This is a genomic window from Roseovarius sp. (genome assembly GCF_027019125.1).
In the GTDB taxonomy this organism is placed as follows: domain Bacteria; phylum Pseudomonadota; class Alphaproteobacteria; order Rhodobacterales; family Rhodobacteraceae; genus Roseovarius.
Window position 1 is genome coordinate 355,827 of the sequence record NZ_JALUXE010000030.1, and the last position, 15,401, is coordinate 371,227.

The window sequence follows — 15,401 nt, forward strand, 5'->3', positions numbered from 1 at the left end:
CCGGTGAATTGGTGCGTTGGCCCGATTTCTTGCCTGATCCTGTCAGGATAATTTGACATTTGGCCTTTGCGCCCGCAGACTGGAGACACGGAGCAGGAAACGCGCCCCCCTTTGTCCCGTGCGCGATTCGCAGTATAGCGATACGCAGAGGTTCGCGGGATGGTAGGGTCGCCTGGGAGGGCAAGGCATGAGGGAACCCGACGACAGCGGGTCTGGTCCGCAAGCATCAGGGATAAGATTTCTTGTCGAGTCCGCCTTGCGCAAAGTGGCGCTCGACAAGCAGGGTGGGGATATTCCGAAGAGCAAAGCCGAGTGGATTACGAGGCTCTGTGCGGCTTTGACCGACGACTCCGAGATGGCGCATCAGCGCGTCATTGCCGCCATGATGGCCAACGGGATTTCGTCCAAAGATATTTACCAGACCTATGTGCCGGACGCGGCGCGCTTCCTTGGCGAAATGTGGGTGCAGGACAAGGCCAGCTTTGTCGATGTGACCGTGGGCGCGGCGCGGCTTCAGGAGTTGTTTCGGTCGCGCGACGCGGGGGATATGGGCGGCTGGATGGATCGCAGCATTCCGCTTGGGCAGTCGGTGCTGATGATTGTGCCGACGTTCGAGGATCACTCGATCGGCGCATTTGTCGCGGCGGATCAGTTCCGCCGGCATGGTATTTGGGTTCACATGGCCATCGGGCTTGAGGATAAGGAGCTGAAACACCTGCTGGGCTCTGGCAGGTTCGTTATGGCCGGTATCACGGCGGGCAGTCTGAAAACGCTTGAACAATTGACGGAATTGATAGATTACCTACGTTCTAATTTGGACAGTTGTCCGCCCATCGTCATCGGGGGGCGTTTGGTGGACAAGCCGGGGGAAGTGGAAAAGCGGACTGGTGCGGATTTTGCAGTACGGACAGCACGAGAGGCGATTGAGCTGTGCGGTCTTGCATCCGTAGTTGATCCGTTGTCAATCGACGCAAACACGTAATCCGCGCGCCCTGCGCGCGAGAGTTGGGATAGCAGCGTGACGAAGCAGAACAGGACGTCTGAGCGGCCCCTAACGGGTGGATTGCCCGGATCATCAAGTGTAGATCGCTTGATCGAGCAGGCATCCGACATCGCGGTGATGCTTGATGACAAGTCGCGTGTGGCCGCCATTTCCGTGAGTCCGGAGTTGCCAGAGCTTGGCAGTCTGGAGCATTGGGTGGGGCGGGATTTCCGCAATTTCCTGACGACCGAAAGCCGCACCAAGTTTGATGGCCGACTGGCCGAGATGCGCGCTGATCCCGATGCTCTGCCGCGTCCCATCGAATTGAACCACCGTGATAACGCGAACTGGGAATTCCCGGTCCGCTACACGCTGCATCGCGAGGCTGACAGTGGTGGTATTCTGTTGCTGGGGCGCGACATGCAGCCTCTGGCGGAAATTCAGCAACGCCTTGTGCGCGAGCAGATGGCGCGCGAGCGCGAACTCGAAAAGTTTCGCGGCATCGAGACCTGTTACCGGGTTGTGCTTGAGGCCTCGGAGACACCGCTTGTGCTGGTCGAGCCGGATCAGGGACGCATTCGTGACATCAATTCCGCGGGCGCACTCTTGCTTGGGTCCAAGCGGGACGTGCTGGCGGGCAATGCCTTTGCGCAGGCCTTCGAGGGGCAGCGCCGGGGCGGGTTCATGGACCAGTTGCGCGCTGCGGCGGCCTCGGACGAGATCACGGGGGTCGAGGCGGTGGCGCGGCGCAATGGGCGTCTGGTGCAGTTGAGCCCGGATTTCTTTCGCGCCTCGGGTGAGGTGCTGATGCTGTGCCGTATGGCGCCGGTCGAGGATGAAGAGGCGGCACGCCCCGAGTCGGCGCAGTCGCTCACGGCGCTCTTCGAGGCGGCCAGCGATGCGATCGTGTTGCTCGACGCCAATGGTATGGTTCGGGATGCGAACGAGGGCTTCTTGGTGCTGTCCGATGCCGCGCAATTGCGTGATGTGCAGGGTCGCTCGATGGCGGATTTCCTGTCGCGCGGCAGTGTCGATCTCAAGCTTATTCTCGACAATACCCGCAAGACAGGCCGGATGCGCAGCTATGCAGCCCAGGTGCAGAGCATCGTGGGCACGCGCACGTCGGTGGATATTTCCGCCGCGCGGTTGCGCGGGCGCAATGCCGATCTGGGCGTCGGACTTATCATCCGTGACACCAGCCCACGCGATCTGCCCAGTCTTGAAGAAGCCTCTGCAGTGGTCAGCGAAGAGGCGATGCGCAATGTGATGGACCTTGTCGGCACTGCCTCGCTCAAGGAACTGGTATCCGCGACGTCGGATGTGGTCGAAAAGATGTGCATCGAAACCGCTGTGCGGTTGACCAACAACAACCGGGTCGCTGCGGCCGAAATGCTGGGCCTGTCGCGTCAGAGCCTTTATGTCAAGCTGCGCAAGTTCGGTTTGATCAACGCGCAGGATGATGAATAGGCCGATTTGCGTGCCTTCTCTCGAGAATCCGCTTCCCTCACGATGGATTGTATAGTTTAATTGACACCATGAGTGTCACAGCGTCCTTACACATCGTGCGCCGCCTGCCAGAGCCTCGTGCCCTGCTGACCCTTATCAAGCCGATCACATGGTTCCCCCCGATCTGGGCCTATTTGTGTGGTGTGATCTCGTCGGGTGTTTCCCCCCTGAACAATTGGGGCTTGGTGATCCTTGGCATGGTGCTTGCGGGCCCGGTGGTCTGTGGCATGAGTCAGGCGGCGAATGACTGGTGCGACCGGCATGTGGACGCGATCAACGAGCCGCATCGCCCGATCCCCTCGGGCCGCGTACCCGGGCGTTGGGGGTTGTGGGTCGCACTTGCGATGTCGGTGCTGGCGTTGGGGATAGGCGCCTTTCTCGGACCCTGGGGGTTTGGCGCGACGGTGTTCGGCGTGCTGGCGGCCTGGGCCTATTCGGCAGAGCCGGTGCGGCTCAAGCGATCGGGTGTCTGGGGACCGGGCCTTGTCGGGCTGTGCTATGAGGGGCTGCCGTGGTTCACCGGGGCGGCGGTGCTGGCGGCAGGCGCACCAAGCGGACCGGTCATCGCGATTGCGGCGCTCTATGCCATCGGCGCGCATGGCATCATGACGCTCAATGATTTCAAGGCACTGGAGGGCGACCGTCAGATGGGCGTCAATTCCTTGCCCGTCACACTTGGTCCGGAGCGTGCGGCGCGGGTGGCCTGTGCCGTCATGGCCCTGCCGCAACTGGCTGTGATCGGTCTTTTGCTCGCCTGGGGACGCCCGTGGCATGCTGCCGCAATTGGCGTGCTTGTGCTTGGCCAATTCTGGGCGATGCGTATCCTGCTCTCTGATCCCAAGGGCCGCGCGCCCTGGTATAACGGGACCGGGGTGATGGCCTATGTCACTGGCATGATGATCGCGGCCTTTGCCCTGCGCATGATCGGAGGTGCGCCATGACGCTGAGCTGGCTACAGATTTTCCGTATGGGTCTGGTGCAGATGTGTCTGGGTGCGGTTGTGGTTCTGACCACCTCGACGCTCAACAGGCTGATGGTGGTGGAATTGGCGCTGCCTGCGGTGTTGCCGGGCCTCCTGGTGGCGCTGCACTACGGGATTCAGATCACGCGGCCAAATTGGGGCTATCTGTCCGATACGAGCGGGCATCGCACGCGGTGGATCATCGGCGGGATGGCGGTTCTGGCCTCGGGCGGGTATCTGGCGGCTTTGGCCGTGGTGTTGATGGAAGCACAATTCGGCCTCGGTCTGGCGCTGTCGATCCTCGCCTACGCGCTGATTGGTGTGGGCGTCGGGGCATCGGGCACGTCCTTGCTGGCGCTCTTGGCCACGGCGACGGCCCCGCGCCGCCGGGCGGCCGCTGCAACGATCACATGGCTCATGATGATCGGCGGCATCGCCGTGACGGCGACGGTTGTTGGCGGGTTTCTCGATCCCTATAGCCCGGCCTTGCTGCTGGAAATCGTCGGTGTCGTGGCGATTGGCGCGGTCGTGCTGACGGCGCTTGCCATTCACGGCATCGAGGCACGTGTCGGGGCGCAGCCCGCCCGCGCAGAGAACCCCCTGCGTTTTCGCGAGGGGTTGGCCGAGATCTGGGCCGAGCGTGAGGCGCGGCTCTTTACGATTTTCGTGTTTCTGTCGATGACCGCCTATTTCATGCAGGAACTTATCCTCGAGCCCTATGCCGGGCTGGTGTTTCACTTCACCCCCGGTCAGTCCACCCAACTCAGCGGTGCGCAGAATGGTGGGGTCTTTCTTGGCATGCTGACAGTCGGGGTTGCGGCCACGGGGCTGCGCCTTGGCTCGATCCGGCATTGGGTTGTGGCGGGTTGTCTGGGATCGGCTTCGGCGCTTGCAGCGATTGCGCTGCTTGGGGCCTCGGGCGCGGCGACGGCACTCGTCCCGATCGTCGTCGTGCTCGGGTTCTTCAATGGTATGTTTGCCGTGGGTGCGATTGGCGCGATGATGGCCCTTGCGGGGCAGGGGCGCGAGGCGCGCGAAGGCACGCGCATGGGACTTTGGGGAGCGGCACAGGCGATGGCGGCAGGTTTCGGCGGGTTGGTGGGGGCGGCCTCGGTCGATCTCATGCGCCTTGTGTCCGATACGGATGCCACGGCGTTTGGCACGGTCTTTTTTCTAGAGGCCGGTCTATTCGTGCTCTCGGCGCTGATGGCGCTCAGGGTGATTGATCACGGTCGCGACCGGGGCGCGACACTTGTTCCGGGGGAATGACCATGTTTGATGTCGTCGTGATTGGGGGCGGTCCGTCAGGGGCGACGGCGGCCGAGGATCTGGCCCGTTCGGGGTATAAGGTGGCGCTGTTGGACCGTGCCGGGCGGATCAAGCCCTGTGGTGGGGCGATCCCGCCGCGTCTCATTGCCGATTTCAATCTGCCCGACGATCAGCTCGTGGCCAAGATAACCACCGCGCGCATGATCTCGCCCACAGGGCGGCATGTGGATATTCCCATCGAGAACGGCTTTGTCGGCATGGTGGACCGCGAGCATTTCGATGAATTCTTGCGGCAGCGTGCAGCACAAGCCGGGGCGGTGCGCGCAACCGGCACCTATCTGCGGATCGACCGCAGCGGGCCAACCCCGGCGGTGATCTACCGCGACAAGGTCACGGGAAATGAGCGCAGCCTGTCCACACGCCTGATCATCGGTGCGGATGGGGCGCGTTCGAACGTGGCACGTGACGAAGTGCCGGGGGCTGAGCGCATTCCCTATGTCATCGCCTATCACGAGATCATCGAGGCCCCCACCGCAACCGCGGCCTATGATCCCGAACGCTGCGATGTGATCTACGACGGGGCAATCTCGCCGGATTTCTACGGTTGGGTGTTTCCGCATGGCAAATCGGCCAGTGTTGGCATGGGCAGCATGGTCAAGGACGTCGATCTCAAACGGGCGACTGCCGATCTGCGCGCGGCTTCCGGGTTGAGCGATTGCCCGACGATCCGGCGCGAAGGAGCGCCGATTCCGCTCAAGCCTCTGGACTGCTGGGACAATGGTCGCGACGTGGTCTTGGCGGGCGATGCCGCCGGGGTGGTTGCGCCATCCTCGGGCGAGGGGATCTATTATGCCATGGTCGGGGGGCGCGTGGCCGCGACGGCGGCGAGCGCCTGTCTTGCCTCGGGGCGCGCGCGCGATCTCAAACTGGCCCGGCAACTCTTCATGCGCGAGCACAAGACCGTGTTTCGGGTTCTGGCGTCGATGCAGAATGCCTATTATAGGTCCGACGAGCGGCGCGAGCGCTTTGTCTCGCTCTGCCATGACATCGACGTGCAGCGGCTGACATTCGAGGCCTATATGAACAAGAAACTGGTCAAGGCGCGGCCCATGGCGCATCTCAAGATCGGGTTGAAAAACCTCGCCCATCTCACGCGGCTGGTGTCCGCGACCCGCACATGAACGCGCTCATCCCCACATGGATCGGCGGGGATCTGGTGGCCGTGGACAAGCTCGAGGCGCATCAGCGCGGCCTGCGGCACAAGGCGGTGTCGGTTTTTGTGATGGCGGGCGAGGATCTCTTGATCCAGCGCCGCGCACTTGGAAAATATCATACGCCCGGTCTTTGGGCCAACACCTGTTGCACCCACCCGCATTGGGGCGAAGAGCCTCTGGCTTGCGCGCATCGCAGGCTCTTCGAGGAATTGGGTATCACGGGCCTCTCTCTCACCCACCGCGATCAGGTCGAGTATCGCGCCGATGTGGGGGGCGGGCTGATTGAGCATGAGGTGGTGGATATGTTCATGTGCCGCCTGCCTGCGCGTTGTGACCTGAACCCCAATCCCGAAGAGGTGATGGACACGCGCTGGATTTCGCTGAATGCGCTCAATGCCGCGATCCGCATGAACCCTGCGCGCTATACGCCGTGGTTGCGCATTTACATGGCTGAGCACGCAGCGCAGATTTTTGCCTGAGGCCCTTATATCTGCCCCATCAGCGCCAGCCCGGCGTAGAGTGTGACCGCGCCCAAGAGGATCGCCACGATCACGTTGCGCAGCACATAGCCCGCGATCAGCGTCACCAGCGCCGCCGCCATGCGCGGGGCATCGAGCGCGCCGCCTGTCGCCGCCGGCCAGACCACCAGAGGGGCCACCAATCCGGGCAGCACCGCGACTGCCGTGTAGCGCAGGTGCCGCAAGAGCCACGCGGGCAGGGGCCGGTCGCCGATCAGCCCGGTAAAGACAAAGCGCAGCCCAAAGCTGCCCAGACCCAAGAGCACGATCACGGTCCAGAGGCTCGTCTTGTCGATCATGGCAGCCGCGCCTCCTTGCGTCGTTCGAGGATCAGCTCCACCTGTGCGCCGGTCATCATGCCAGCAAGGCCCGCGACCAGCAGGCCGAGGTTATAGGGGAGAAACGCAAAGACCAGCGCCAGAGTCACAGACACAAAGGCCGCCGCCAGATGCGCAGGCGTGCGCAGCATCGGCGCGATCATCGCGAGAAACGTGATCGGCAGAGCGAAATCAAGCGCCAGCCCCTCGGGGATCGAGGTGCCCACAAGCGCGCCGACCAGAGTGAAGATATACCAGAGCGGGCAGATGGGCGTGACCACGCCAAAGAAATACGCGAGCCTTTGGGAGATCGACCAGCCGGGGTTTTTCTCAAAGGCGACGATGGCACAGGTATAGCTCTGATCCACCGTGAAATAGGCCGCAAGGGCGCGTTTTCCCAAGCTTGCCCCGCCGATATACGGGGTGAGAGAGGCGGAATACATCGCCATCCGCAGGTTGACTGCCAAGGCTGAAATGAGCGCAATCGCCGTGGGCGTTCCGTCGCTGAGCAGTTGCAGCGCGGTGAATTGTGCCGCGCCTGCGATCACCAGAACTGAAAAGCTGAGCGTTTCAAAGACGTTGAGCCCGGCCTCGGTTGCCACCACGCCAAAGAGCATCGAAAAGGGAACAATCACCAGTATGAAGGGCGCACCGTCGCGCACGCCTTGCCAATAGGTCGAATTGGTGGTTTGCCTATGCACCGCTTGCCCCTAAGTTGCCCCTGTGCCCTGACACCGCCTACCCAATGCCAGAAGGAGATGCAATTGGCCACGACCGAAGACCTTCTGTCTTATCTCATTGCGCCCGATCCCGCCGCCCCGCGCCTGACGCGCGCGGTTGAAGGGATGGATCATGAGGGCAAGCGCACGCAGATTTCGGTGGTCGAGGAGCGCCCGCTCACGATTTTCCTCAACGCGCAGGAAATCGTGACCGCCATGACGATTGGCGATTACCCTGAGTATCTGGCGCTCGGTTTTCTGCGCAATCAGGGGATGCTGGGACCGCAAGAGAAGGTTCTGGGTGTGGACTATGATGACGAGTTGGAAACCGTCGTGGTGCGCACCGATGGTCAGACGAGCTATGAGGAAAAGCTCAAGAAAAAAACTCGCACCAGCGGTTGCGCCGTGGGCACCGTCTTTGGCGACATGATGGAGGGGCTGGAGGGCGTGACCCTGCCCGCGGTGACGGTCAAGACCTCGGACCTCTATGCCTTGGCCAGCGTGATCAACCGCACGCCCTCGCTTTACCTCGAGGCAGGGGCCATTCATGGCACCGTGCTCTGCCAAGGCAACCGCCCGCTGGTCTATATGGAGGATGTGGGCCGCCATAACGCCGTAGACAAGATCGCGGGCTGGATGCTGAGCGAAGGCGTCGCGGCCGGCGACAAGCTGCTCTACACCACGGGGCGTCTGACCTCGGAAATGGTGATCAAGACCGCGATGATGGGGATTCCGGTGCTCGCTTCGCGCTCGGGCTTTACCGCATGGGGCGTGGAAATCGCGCGCCAGGTGGGGCTGACGCTGATTGGCCGGATGCGCGGCAAGCGGTTTGTGTGTCTGTCGGGTGAGGAGCGTCTTTTGCGGGATGCGGATCCTGAGAGTGTGGGCGACGAGGACAGGAAACACCGCCGCAAAGGGGCAGACGCATGAATCGCCCCCTCGGGGTCATCCTCGCAGGCGGGCAGGCGACGCGCATGGGCGGCGGCGACAAGGGGCTGCTTGCCCTTGATGAGCGTCCGATCCTTGCGCATGTGATGGACCGTCTGGCGCCGCAGGTGAGGACGATGGCGCTGAATGCCAACGGTGATGCGGCGCGGTTCGACGCCTTTGGCCTGCCGGTGCTCTCCGATCCCATCCCCGGTTTCGCGGGGCCGCTGGTGGGGGTTCTGGCCGGTCTCGATTGGGCTGCGGGGCAGGGGGCCGAGGCAATTGTCACCGTCGCCGCCGACACGCCGTTTTTCCCGACCGATCTTGTACCGCAGCTCACGCAGACGGCAGAGGGGATGACCCATCCCCTTGTCCTTGCCGCGACTCCGCGCGGCGATACGGACACAAAATCCATGAGCGGCAGCGGTCTGATCCGCCATCCCACCTTTGGCCTCTGGCCCACGGCGTTGCGGCATGACTTGCGCGCGGCGCTGATGGACGGGCTGCGCAAGGTCGTGCTCTGGACCGACAAGCACGGCGGGCGCGAGGCGGTGTTCGACGATGCCCTTGATCCGTTTTTCAACGTCAATACGCCCGAGGATCTGGACGCGGCGCGCAGGAGAATATCAGCATGAGGATTTACGGCGTCACCGGCTGGAAGAACGCGGGCAAGACCGGGCTGATGGAGAGGCTGGTGGCGGAAATCACCGGACGCGGTTATACTGTCTCGACCGTGAAACATGCCCATCATGCTTCTGACGTGGACCAACCTGGCAAGGACAGCCATCGCCATCGCATCGCGGGCGCGACCGAGGTGCTCTTGGCGTCGCGCAATCGCTTTGCCTTGATGCATGAACTGCGGGAGGACGAGGAGCCAAGCCTGGAAACCCTGCTGCAGAAACTTGCCCCCGTCGATCTGGTGCTGGTCGAGGGCTACAAGCGCGACCGCCACCCCAAGGTCGAGGCGTTTCGCGCCGAGACCGGCAATCCGCTGATTGCAAGCGATGACCCCACCATCCGCGCGGTGGCGAGCGATACGGCCCTGACCATCGACCGTCCCCTGTTCGACCTTGACGACACCAAGGCAATTGCAGATTTCATCCTGGCCGAGGTGGGCTTGTGACCCCGTTTGACACAATCGCCATGCTGGATTGGTCGGGCGGTGGCGACACCGGGCCGCAACCGTGCAAGGATGCGATCTGGCTGGGGGTGACGCGCAACACCGTGGACGAGGCACCGCGATACCTGCGCAACCGGGCCGAGGCCGAGGCGGCACTGATTTCCTTGATCGAGACAGAAATCACGGCGGGCCGCAGGCTACTGATCGGGGTGGATTTTCCCTTTGGCTTCCCAGCAGGCTTTGCGCAGGGATTGACCGGGTGCGACAATCCCTTTGCGGTCTGGGACTGGCTGGAAACGGTGATCGAGGATGGACCGCGGGGCAACAACCGCTTTGACGTGGCAGGCGAGATCAATCGCCGCTTTCCCGGTGTGGGCCCCTTCTGGTTCAATGGCGTCAAGCGCGAGATCGCCGACCTGCCGCGCAAGGATGCGCGTGCGGGGCATGGTATGGTTGAGAGGCGCACGGCCGAGGCGCGCGCCAAGGGGGCCTTCACCTGCTGGCAGATGGGGGGCGCGGGCGCCGTGGGCGGGCAGGTCCTGACCGGGCTTCCAGTGCTTAACCGGCTCAGGCGCAGGTTCTACGGGCAGGTGTCCGTCTGGCCGTTCGAGGTGCTGGACAAGCTCGTGGCGATGGTCGAGGTCTGGCCGGGGCTGATCAACCCCGCTGTCAAACGGGCCGAAGCGCAGGGTGGCATTCGCGACGCGCATCAGGTGCGGTTGATGGCGCGCGCTCTGGCCCGGCTGTCTCCGGACCGTCTGGCCGATATGCTTGCGGTGGACGCGCCCGAGGAGGGCTGGATACTGGGGCTGGGGCATGAGGCAGAGTTGATCGCCGCCTGCGAGGACGCGCTCAAACCGCCGCCTCTGCGCAATGATTGCTTCGCCCTGCCAGCGGGCGTGGATTGGACGCTGGTGGACGACGCGCTCGCCCTTTTGCGCGACCGGCTGCGCCCTGTTGTGGGTCAGAGCCGCGCGCCCTTGGCGCAGGCATTGGGCCGCGTGCTGGCAGATCCGGTTACTGCCCCGCGGGCAAACCCGCCCGAGGCGAACACGGCTGTGGATGGCTATGGCTTTGCCCATGCGAGCCTGACGACCGGCGATCAGGTGCTGCCGCTCGTCCAGGGGCGCGCGGCTGCGGGCGCGCCCTATTCCGGTACGGTGCCGCCGGGTTATGCCATCCGCGTGTTGACGGGGGCGGCGCTGCCTGCGGGCGTCGATACCGTGATCCTGCAAGAGGATGTGACCTTGGGCGAGGGGCGTATCGCGTTTCGCGCAGGCCTCACACCCGGTGCCAATACCCGCCGCGCGGGCGAAGATGTGGCGGAGGGCGCGCCGGTGCTTGCGGCGGGCCGTGTCATCACCCCTGCTGACCTTGCACTCTGCGCCGCCGTGGGGCTGTCGGACCTGCCGATCCATGACCAGTTGCGCGTGGCAGTGATTTCCACAGGGGACGAATTGGTCGAGCCGGGCGCATCCGCCAGCGACGGGCAAATCTATGATGCCAATCGCCCGATGCTCTTGGGCCTCGTGCAACAGATGGGCTATGCCCCGCTCGATCTGGGGCGGATTCCCGATGATCGCGCGACCCTGCGTGCGGCCTTTGATCGGGCTGCCGAAAATGCCGATGCGATCCTCACTTCGGGTGGGGCGTCGTCGGGGGATGAGGATCACGTCTCGGCGCTGCTGAATGAGGCGGGGGCGATGGCTGAATGGCGCATCGCGCTCAAACCCGGGCGCCCGCTGGCGCTTGGTCTATGGCGGGGTGTGCCGGTCTTTGGCCTGCCGGGCAATCCGGTGGCGGCGCTCGTCTGTGCGTTGATCTTTGCGCGGCCTGCGTTGCGGCTCTTGTCCGGGGCCGGGTGGTCCGTGCCGCAAGGATTTTACATGCCGGCTGCGTTTGAGAAACGCAAGAAACCGGGTCGCCGCGAATATCTGCGTGCGCGTATCCGCGAGGGCCGGGTCGAGGTTTTCGCCTCGGAGGGATCAGGCCGGATCAGTGGCCTGAGTTGGGCCGAAGGGCTGGTGGAACTGCCAGACGGGGCCGTAACCATCCAGCCAGGTGACCCGGTGCGCTATATCCCCTATGCGAGCTTCTTGAGCGCCTGAAGCGGGATCAGGCAACCCCGGCGCGCAGGATGTCGTGGATATGCACGAGGCCGCGCAATTGTCCGACCTCGTCCACGGCAAAGAGCGCGCTGATCTTGTGGGTGTTCATGACCCCCAGTGCTTCGGACAAGAGCGCCTCGGGCAGGATGCTGCGGGGATTTCGGGTTGCCACCTCTCCGGCGGTGCGCGCCATAAGGTCCGACAGGTTTCGGCGCAAATCGCCATCGGTGATCACCGCGATGAGGCGCCCCTCTTCGACCACAGCCGCCACGCCAAAGCCCTTGGCGGTCATCTCGATCAGGGTTTCCCCCATCGGGGTATCAGCGCCGACGATGGGCAGGGCCGCGCCGGTGTGCATCACGGAGGACACGCGCAAAAGCTGCGCGCCGAGCGTGCCGCCGGGATGAAAGGCGAGGAAGTTCTCACGCTCAAAGCCGCGCAGGCGCATCAGGGCCACGGCAAGGGCATCGCCCAAGGCCAGTGTGCAGGTGGTGCTGGTGGTCGGGGCCATGCCAATGGCGCAGGCCTCGGGCGCATTGGGCAGGGTCAGCAGGAAATCGGCCTGTTGGCCGAGGGTGCTGTCAGGCTTTTTCGTGATGGCAATCAGCGGAATCGCAAAGCGGCGGCTATGGGCGATGATATCGGCCAGTTCGCGCGTTTCGCCGGAGTTTGAGATCAGGATCAGCGCGTCTTGCCGTGTGATCATGCCCAGGTCGCCATGGCTTGCCTCACCGGGGTGGACATATTGGGCGGGCGTGCCGGTGCTGGCCATGGTTGCCGCGATTTTCGCGGCGATATGGCCGGATTTGCCCATGCCCGAGACGATCACCCGTCCCTTGACCTCAAGCAGGCTGGCCACAACCGCGTCGAAATCGGCGGGCATTGCGGAGTGAAGGGCGCCGAGGGCCTCGGCCTCGATCCGGATCACGCCGCTGGCAATCTCGGTCGGGGTTTCGATCTGGGCCTCGGTGTGGGTCTTGGCGGTTGACATGGGCGGTGCCCTCCTTTTGCGGCAACTGTTAGCCTGTCGCGCGCCCGGGGCCAAGCGCGGGATAGCGATTGCAACAAAATGCCGCCGCGTCGATCCCCTGAACACGCCTCGCTTTTTCCATCTGGTCAGTCGCCACGCGCCGTCCTATCGTCGCGCCATGAATGCCGATGCCGCTCTTCTTGACAGCCGATATGCATGGACGCGCCTTGCCGTGTCACTGGCCATTGCCATGATCGGCAATGTCGGAATGTGGTCGATCATCGTGGTGATGCCCGCCATGCAGGCCGAGTTTGGCGTCGACCGTGCAGCGGCCTCGATGCCCTATACCTTGACCATGGTGGGTTTTGCGCTTGGCAATCTCGGAATTGGCCGGGTGGTGGACCGGTTCGGTGTTACCACGGCACTGATCGGGTCGGCGCTGTTGATTTCCTGTGCCACGGCCCTGGCCGCCATTAGCCCGACGGTGCTGTTGCTGTCTGCCCTGCAATTCCTGATCGGATTTGGAACCGCCGCCAGTTTCGGGCCGCTGATTGCCGATGTCTCGCTCTGGTTTCTCAAGCGGCGGGGGATTGCCGTGGCGATCACCGCGAGTGGCAATTACCTCTCGGGGGCAATCTGGCCTGTGATCCTTGCGGGGATCTTGTCCGAGCAGGGATGGCGAGCGGTATACATGGTGCTCGCGGTGGTGACCGTGGCGGGGGTGATCCCCTTGGCTCTGCTCTTGCGCCGCCGGGTGCCAATGGCGGCGCGGGCGCATGCCGATAGCCTTTCGTCCGCGCGGGCCGGGGCCACGGGCCTCTCACCGCGCACTCTGGCACTTCTGCTCGGTCTGGCGGGGGTGGGGTGCTGCGTGGCGATGTCGATGCCGCAGGTCCATATCGTGAGCTATTGTGTCGATCTGGGCTACGGCCCGGCAGTCGGGTCACAGATGTTGTCGCTCATGCTCTTGGGCGGGGTCGCGTCGCGCATTGTCTCAGGTCTGATGGCGGATCGTTTGGGCGGCGTGCGAACGCTCTTGATCGGCTCTGCGTTGCAATGTCTGGCGCTCTTTCTCTATCTGCCGTCGGGCGGTCTGACCTCGCTCTATATCGTCAGCCTTGTCTTTGGCTTGGCGCAGGGTGGGATTGTGCCCAGCTATGCCGTGATCGTGCGGGAATACATGCCCAGTGCCGAGGCCGGGCGACGCGTGGGTTTCGTGATGATGGCGACGATTGCCGGGATGGCGATCGGCGGCTGGATGTCCGGCTGGATCTATGACCTGACCGGCAGCTATCACATGGCGTTTCTGAACGGCATTGCGTGGAATTTCCTGAACATCGGGATCATGGTCCTGATCCTGATGCGCACACGGACCCGCACCGGCAGCGCACTGCCGGCCTGATCCAGACCTCAGTAACTGTAATCGGCGTAAATCCGGCTCAGATCGCCGTTCCAATCGCCATTGTAGCGATCGAGCAGTTCATCCGCCGGGGTCTTGCCCGTCTCGACACTCTCGCGCAGGGCATTGAGGAAATGCGTCTCGTCCGGGATCATGCCGCCGCCGCCCGAGCGCGCGCGCGCCTTGAGGCCGGCCTCTGAGATGTCCAGCACCGCGCGGGCCAGTTCATGCATGTGAATATCACCCACGCGCGCCTGGAGACCCTCCACGCTGGCGGCCACCCGCAGCGCATCGCGCGTCGCGGCATCCCAGCCCTTGCAGATGTCCCATGCCGCGTCCAATGCCGACTGATCATACATCAGCCCGACCCAGAAGGCAGGCAGAGCGCAGAGCCGGCGCCAAGGGCCGCCATCGGCGCCGCGCATTTCCATGAATTTCTTGATCCGCGCCTCGGGGAAGGTGGTGGTCAGGTGATCCGCCCAATCGCTCAGCGTCGGCTTCTCGCCCGGCAGGGCAGGCAACTCGCCGCGCAGGAAATCGCGGAACGACTGCCCCAAAGCGTCGATATACTTGCCATCGCGATAGACGAAATACATCGGCACATCGAGCGCGTAATCGGCATAGGCCTCGAACCCGAACCCCTCTTCGAACACAAAGGGCAACATGCCGGTGCGCGCGGGATCAAGATCGCGCCAGACGCGGGAGCGCCAGCTTTTGTGCCCGTTGGGTTTGCCCTCGAAAAAGGGCGAATTGGCAAAGAGCGCCGTCGCCACCGGTTGCAGGGCCAGTGCCACGCGCAGCTTCTGCACCATGTCAGGTTCTGAGGAAAAATCGAGATTGACCTGAACGGTGCAGGTGCGGCGCATCATGGTCCGGCCCATGGTGCCGACTTTTTGCATATAGCTGTCCATCAGCTTGTAACGGCCCTTGGGCATGAGCGGCATGTCCTCATGCGTCCAGATGGGCGCAGCCCCCAGACCGATAAAGCCGACACCCACCTTGTCGGCGATGTCCTTGACGTCGCGCAGGTGGTCGTTCACCTCGTCGCAAGTCTGATGGATGGTCTCGAGCGGCGCGCCTGACAATTCCAGTTGCCCGCCCGGCTCGAGGCTCACATTCGCACCGTCTTTTTCCAGCCCGATGAGCTTGCCGCCCTCTTCCACAGGAGCCCAGCCATGCACATCGCGCAGCCCTTCGAGCACCGCCAGAATGCTCCGCGGTCCCTCGTACGGGATGGGGCGCTGCGTGTCCTTGCAATAGCCGAACTTCTCGTGCTCGGTGCCAATTCGCCAATCTTCCTTGGGTTTGCAACCACTTGCCAGATACTCGGCCAGTTGCTCATGGCGTTCGATCGGCCCGCCGCCGGATTGTGGGATGGACATTCTCGGGCC

At 63.5% G+C, this 15,401-nt stretch carries 15 protein-coding genes; 11 read left to right on the forward strand and 4 right to left on the reverse strand.

Annotated features, from left to right (window positions below):
* Positions 1-187 precede the first annotated feature (187 nt).
* From MVC20_RS13945 to idi, 6 genes are all read left to right on the forward strand, one after another.
* On the forward strand, positions 188-982 hold the full coding sequence (locus tag MVC20_RS13945) for a hypothetical protein (RefSeq protein ID WP_297542385.1): 795 nt from the start codon (positions 188-190) through the stop codon (positions 980-982).
* Between the two features lie 108 nt (positions 983-1,090).
* Entirely contained in the window at positions 1,091-2,449 is a 1,359-nt protein-coding gene (gene ppsR / locus MVC20_RS13950) for a transcriptional regulator PpsR (protein WP_297542387.1), read from the forward strand.
* A gap of 68 nt (positions 2,450-2,517) precedes the next feature.
* A complete protein-coding gene (gene chlG / locus MVC20_RS13955) occupies positions 2,518-3,429 on the forward strand; it encodes a chlorophyll synthase ChlG (RefSeq protein ID WP_297542389.1) in 912 nt (303 codons plus the stop codon).
* Complete coding sequence (locus MVC20_RS13960) at positions 3,426-4,718, forward strand: BCD family MFS transporter (RefSeq protein ID WP_297542391.1); 1,293 nt, start codon at positions 3,426-3,428, stop codon at positions 4,716-4,718. Before chlG ends, MVC20_RS13960 begins: the two co-directional genes overlap by 4 nt.
* Before the next feature lie 2 nt (positions 4,719-4,720).
* Positions 4,721-5,899 (forward strand): geranylgeranyl diphosphate reductase, encoded by a 1,179-nt coding sequence (locus tag MVC20_RS13965; RefSeq protein WP_297542393.1) that lies wholly within the window; start codon positions 4,721-4,723, stop codon positions 5,897-5,899.
* On the forward strand, positions 5,896-6,411 hold the full coding sequence (gene idi, locus MVC20_RS13970; RefSeq protein WP_297542395.1) for an isopentenyl-diphosphate Delta-isomerase: 516 nt from the start codon (positions 5,896-5,898) through the stop codon (positions 6,409-6,411). Before MVC20_RS13965 ends, idi begins: the two co-directional genes overlap by 4 nt.
* Before the next feature lie 5 nt (positions 6,412-6,416).
* Here idi and MVC20_RS13975 read toward each other — a convergent pair whose 3' ends face one another.
* Together MVC20_RS13975 and MVC20_RS13980 are read right to left on the reverse strand one after the other, a co-directional pair.
* Positions 6,417-6,749: an AzlD domain-containing protein gene (locus MVC20_RS13975; RefSeq protein WP_297542397.1), complete on the reverse strand. Its 333-nt coding sequence runs from the start codon at positions 6,747-6,749 to the stop codon at positions 6,417-6,419.
* Positions 6,746-7,468: an AzlC family ABC transporter permease gene (locus MVC20_RS13980; RefSeq protein WP_297542399.1), complete on the reverse strand. Its 723-nt coding sequence runs from the start codon at positions 7,466-7,468 to the stop codon at positions 6,746-6,748. Before MVC20_RS13980 ends, MVC20_RS13975 begins: the two co-directional genes overlap by 4 nt.
* A 57-nt stretch (positions 7,469-7,525) precedes the next feature.
* On the opposite strand from MVC20_RS13980, the gene fdhD reads away from it, so the two are divergent.
* Genes fdhD through glp form a run of 4 tightly spaced genes read left to right on the forward strand, consistent with a single transcriptional unit; the run spans position 7,526 to position 11,641 of the window.
* Positions 7,526-8,416: a formate dehydrogenase accessory sulfurtransferase FdhD gene (fdhD, locus tag MVC20_RS13985; RefSeq protein ID WP_297542401.1), complete on the forward strand. Its 891-nt coding sequence runs from the start codon at positions 7,526-7,528 to the stop codon at positions 8,414-8,416.
* Positions 8,413-9,048 carry a molybdenum cofactor guanylyltransferase MobA gene (gene mobA, locus MVC20_RS13990; RefSeq protein WP_297542403.1) on the forward strand — a complete coding sequence of 212 codons (636 nt, stop codon included), beginning with the start codon at positions 8,413-8,415 and terminating at the stop codon, positions 9,046-9,048. Before fdhD ends, mobA begins: the two co-directional genes overlap by 4 nt.
* Positions 9,045-9,536: a molybdopterin-guanine dinucleotide biosynthesis protein B gene (mobB, locus tag MVC20_RS13995; RefSeq protein WP_297542405.1), complete on the forward strand. Its 492-nt coding sequence runs from the start codon at positions 9,045-9,047 to the stop codon at positions 9,534-9,536. Before mobA ends, mobB begins: the two co-directional genes overlap by 4 nt.
* A 20-nt stretch (positions 9,537-9,556) precedes the next feature.
* Positions 9,557-11,641 carry a gephyrin-like molybdotransferase Glp gene (gene glp, locus MVC20_RS14000; protein WP_297542406.1) on the forward strand — a complete coding sequence of 695 codons (2,085 nt, stop codon included), beginning with the start codon at positions 9,557-9,559 and terminating at the stop codon, positions 11,639-11,641.
* Positions 11,642-11,648: 7 nt separating this feature from the next.
* On the opposite strand, the gene MVC20_RS14005 is transcribed toward glp, so the two are convergent.
* Positions 11,649-12,632: a KpsF/GutQ family sugar-phosphate isomerase gene (locus MVC20_RS14005; protein ID WP_297542408.1), complete on the reverse strand. Its 984-nt coding sequence runs from the start codon at positions 12,630-12,632 to the stop codon at positions 11,649-11,651.
* A gap of 157 nt (positions 12,633-12,789) precedes the next feature.
* Between MVC20_RS14005 and MVC20_RS14010 the strand changes: the two genes are divergently transcribed.
* Entirely contained in the window at positions 12,790-14,013 is a 1,224-nt protein-coding gene (locus MVC20_RS14010; RefSeq protein ID WP_297542410.1) for an MFS transporter, read from the forward strand.
* 8 nt (positions 14,014-14,021) lie between these two features.
* Here the strand turns inward: MVC20_RS14010 and MVC20_RS14015 are convergent, their stop codons facing one another.
* Positions 14,022-15,392 carry a glutamate--cysteine ligase gene (locus MVC20_RS14015; protein ID WP_297542412.1) on the reverse strand — a complete coding sequence of 457 codons (1,371 nt, stop codon included), beginning with the start codon at positions 15,390-15,392 and terminating at the stop codon, positions 14,022-14,024.
* Positions 15,393-15,401 lie beyond the last annotated feature (9 nt).

Excerpts from the sequence above, each read along its gene's own strand:
- MVC20_RS13945 (WP_297542385.1), top strand. The coding sequence starts at position 188 with ATGAGGGAACCCGACGACAGCGGGTCTGGTCCGCAAGCATCAGGGATA.
- chlG (WP_297542389.1), top strand. The coding sequence starts at position 2,518 with ATGAGTGTCACAGCGTCCTTACACATCGTGCGCCGCCTGCCAGAGCCT.
- MVC20_RS13960 (WP_297542391.1), top strand. The coding sequence starts at position 3,426 with ATGACGCTGAGCTGGCTACAGATTTTCCGTATGGGTCTGGTGCAGATG.
- MVC20_RS13965 (WP_297542393.1), top strand. The coding sequence starts at position 4,721 with ATGTTTGATGTCGTCGTGATTGGGGGCGGTCCGTCAGGGGCGACGGCG.
- idi (WP_297542395.1), top strand. The coding sequence starts at position 5,896 with ATGAACGCGCTCATCCCCACATGGATCGGCGGGGATCTGGTGGCCGTG.
- MVC20_RS13975 (WP_297542397.1), bottom strand. The coding sequence starts at position 6,749 with ATGATCGACAAGACGAGCCTCTGGACCGTGATCGTGCTCTTGGGTCTG.
- fdhD (WP_297542401.1), top strand. The coding sequence starts at position 7,526 with ATGCAATTGGCCACGACCGAAGACCTTCTGTCTTATCTCATTGCGCCC.
- mobA (WP_297542403.1), top strand. The coding sequence starts at position 8,413 with ATGAATCGCCCCCTCGGGGTCATCCTCGCAGGCGGGCAGGCGACGCGC.
- mobB (WP_297542405.1), top strand. The coding sequence starts at position 9,045 with ATGAGGATTTACGGCGTCACCGGCTGGAAGAACGCGGGCAAGACCGGG.
- glp (WP_297542406.1), top strand. The coding sequence starts at position 9,557 with ATGCTGGATTGGTCGGGCGGTGGCGACACCGGGCCGCAACCGTGCAAG.
- MVC20_RS14005 (WP_297542408.1), bottom strand. The coding sequence starts at position 12,632 with ATGTCAACCGCCAAGACCCACACCGAGGCCCAGATCGAAACCCCGACC.
- MVC20_RS14010 (WP_297542410.1), top strand. The coding sequence starts at position 12,790 with ATGAATGCCGATGCCGCTCTTCTTGACAGCCGATATGCATGGACGCGC.
- MVC20_RS14015 (WP_297542412.1), bottom strand. The coding sequence starts at position 15,392 with ATGTCCATCCCACAATCCGGCGGCGGGCCGATCGAACGCCATGAGCAA.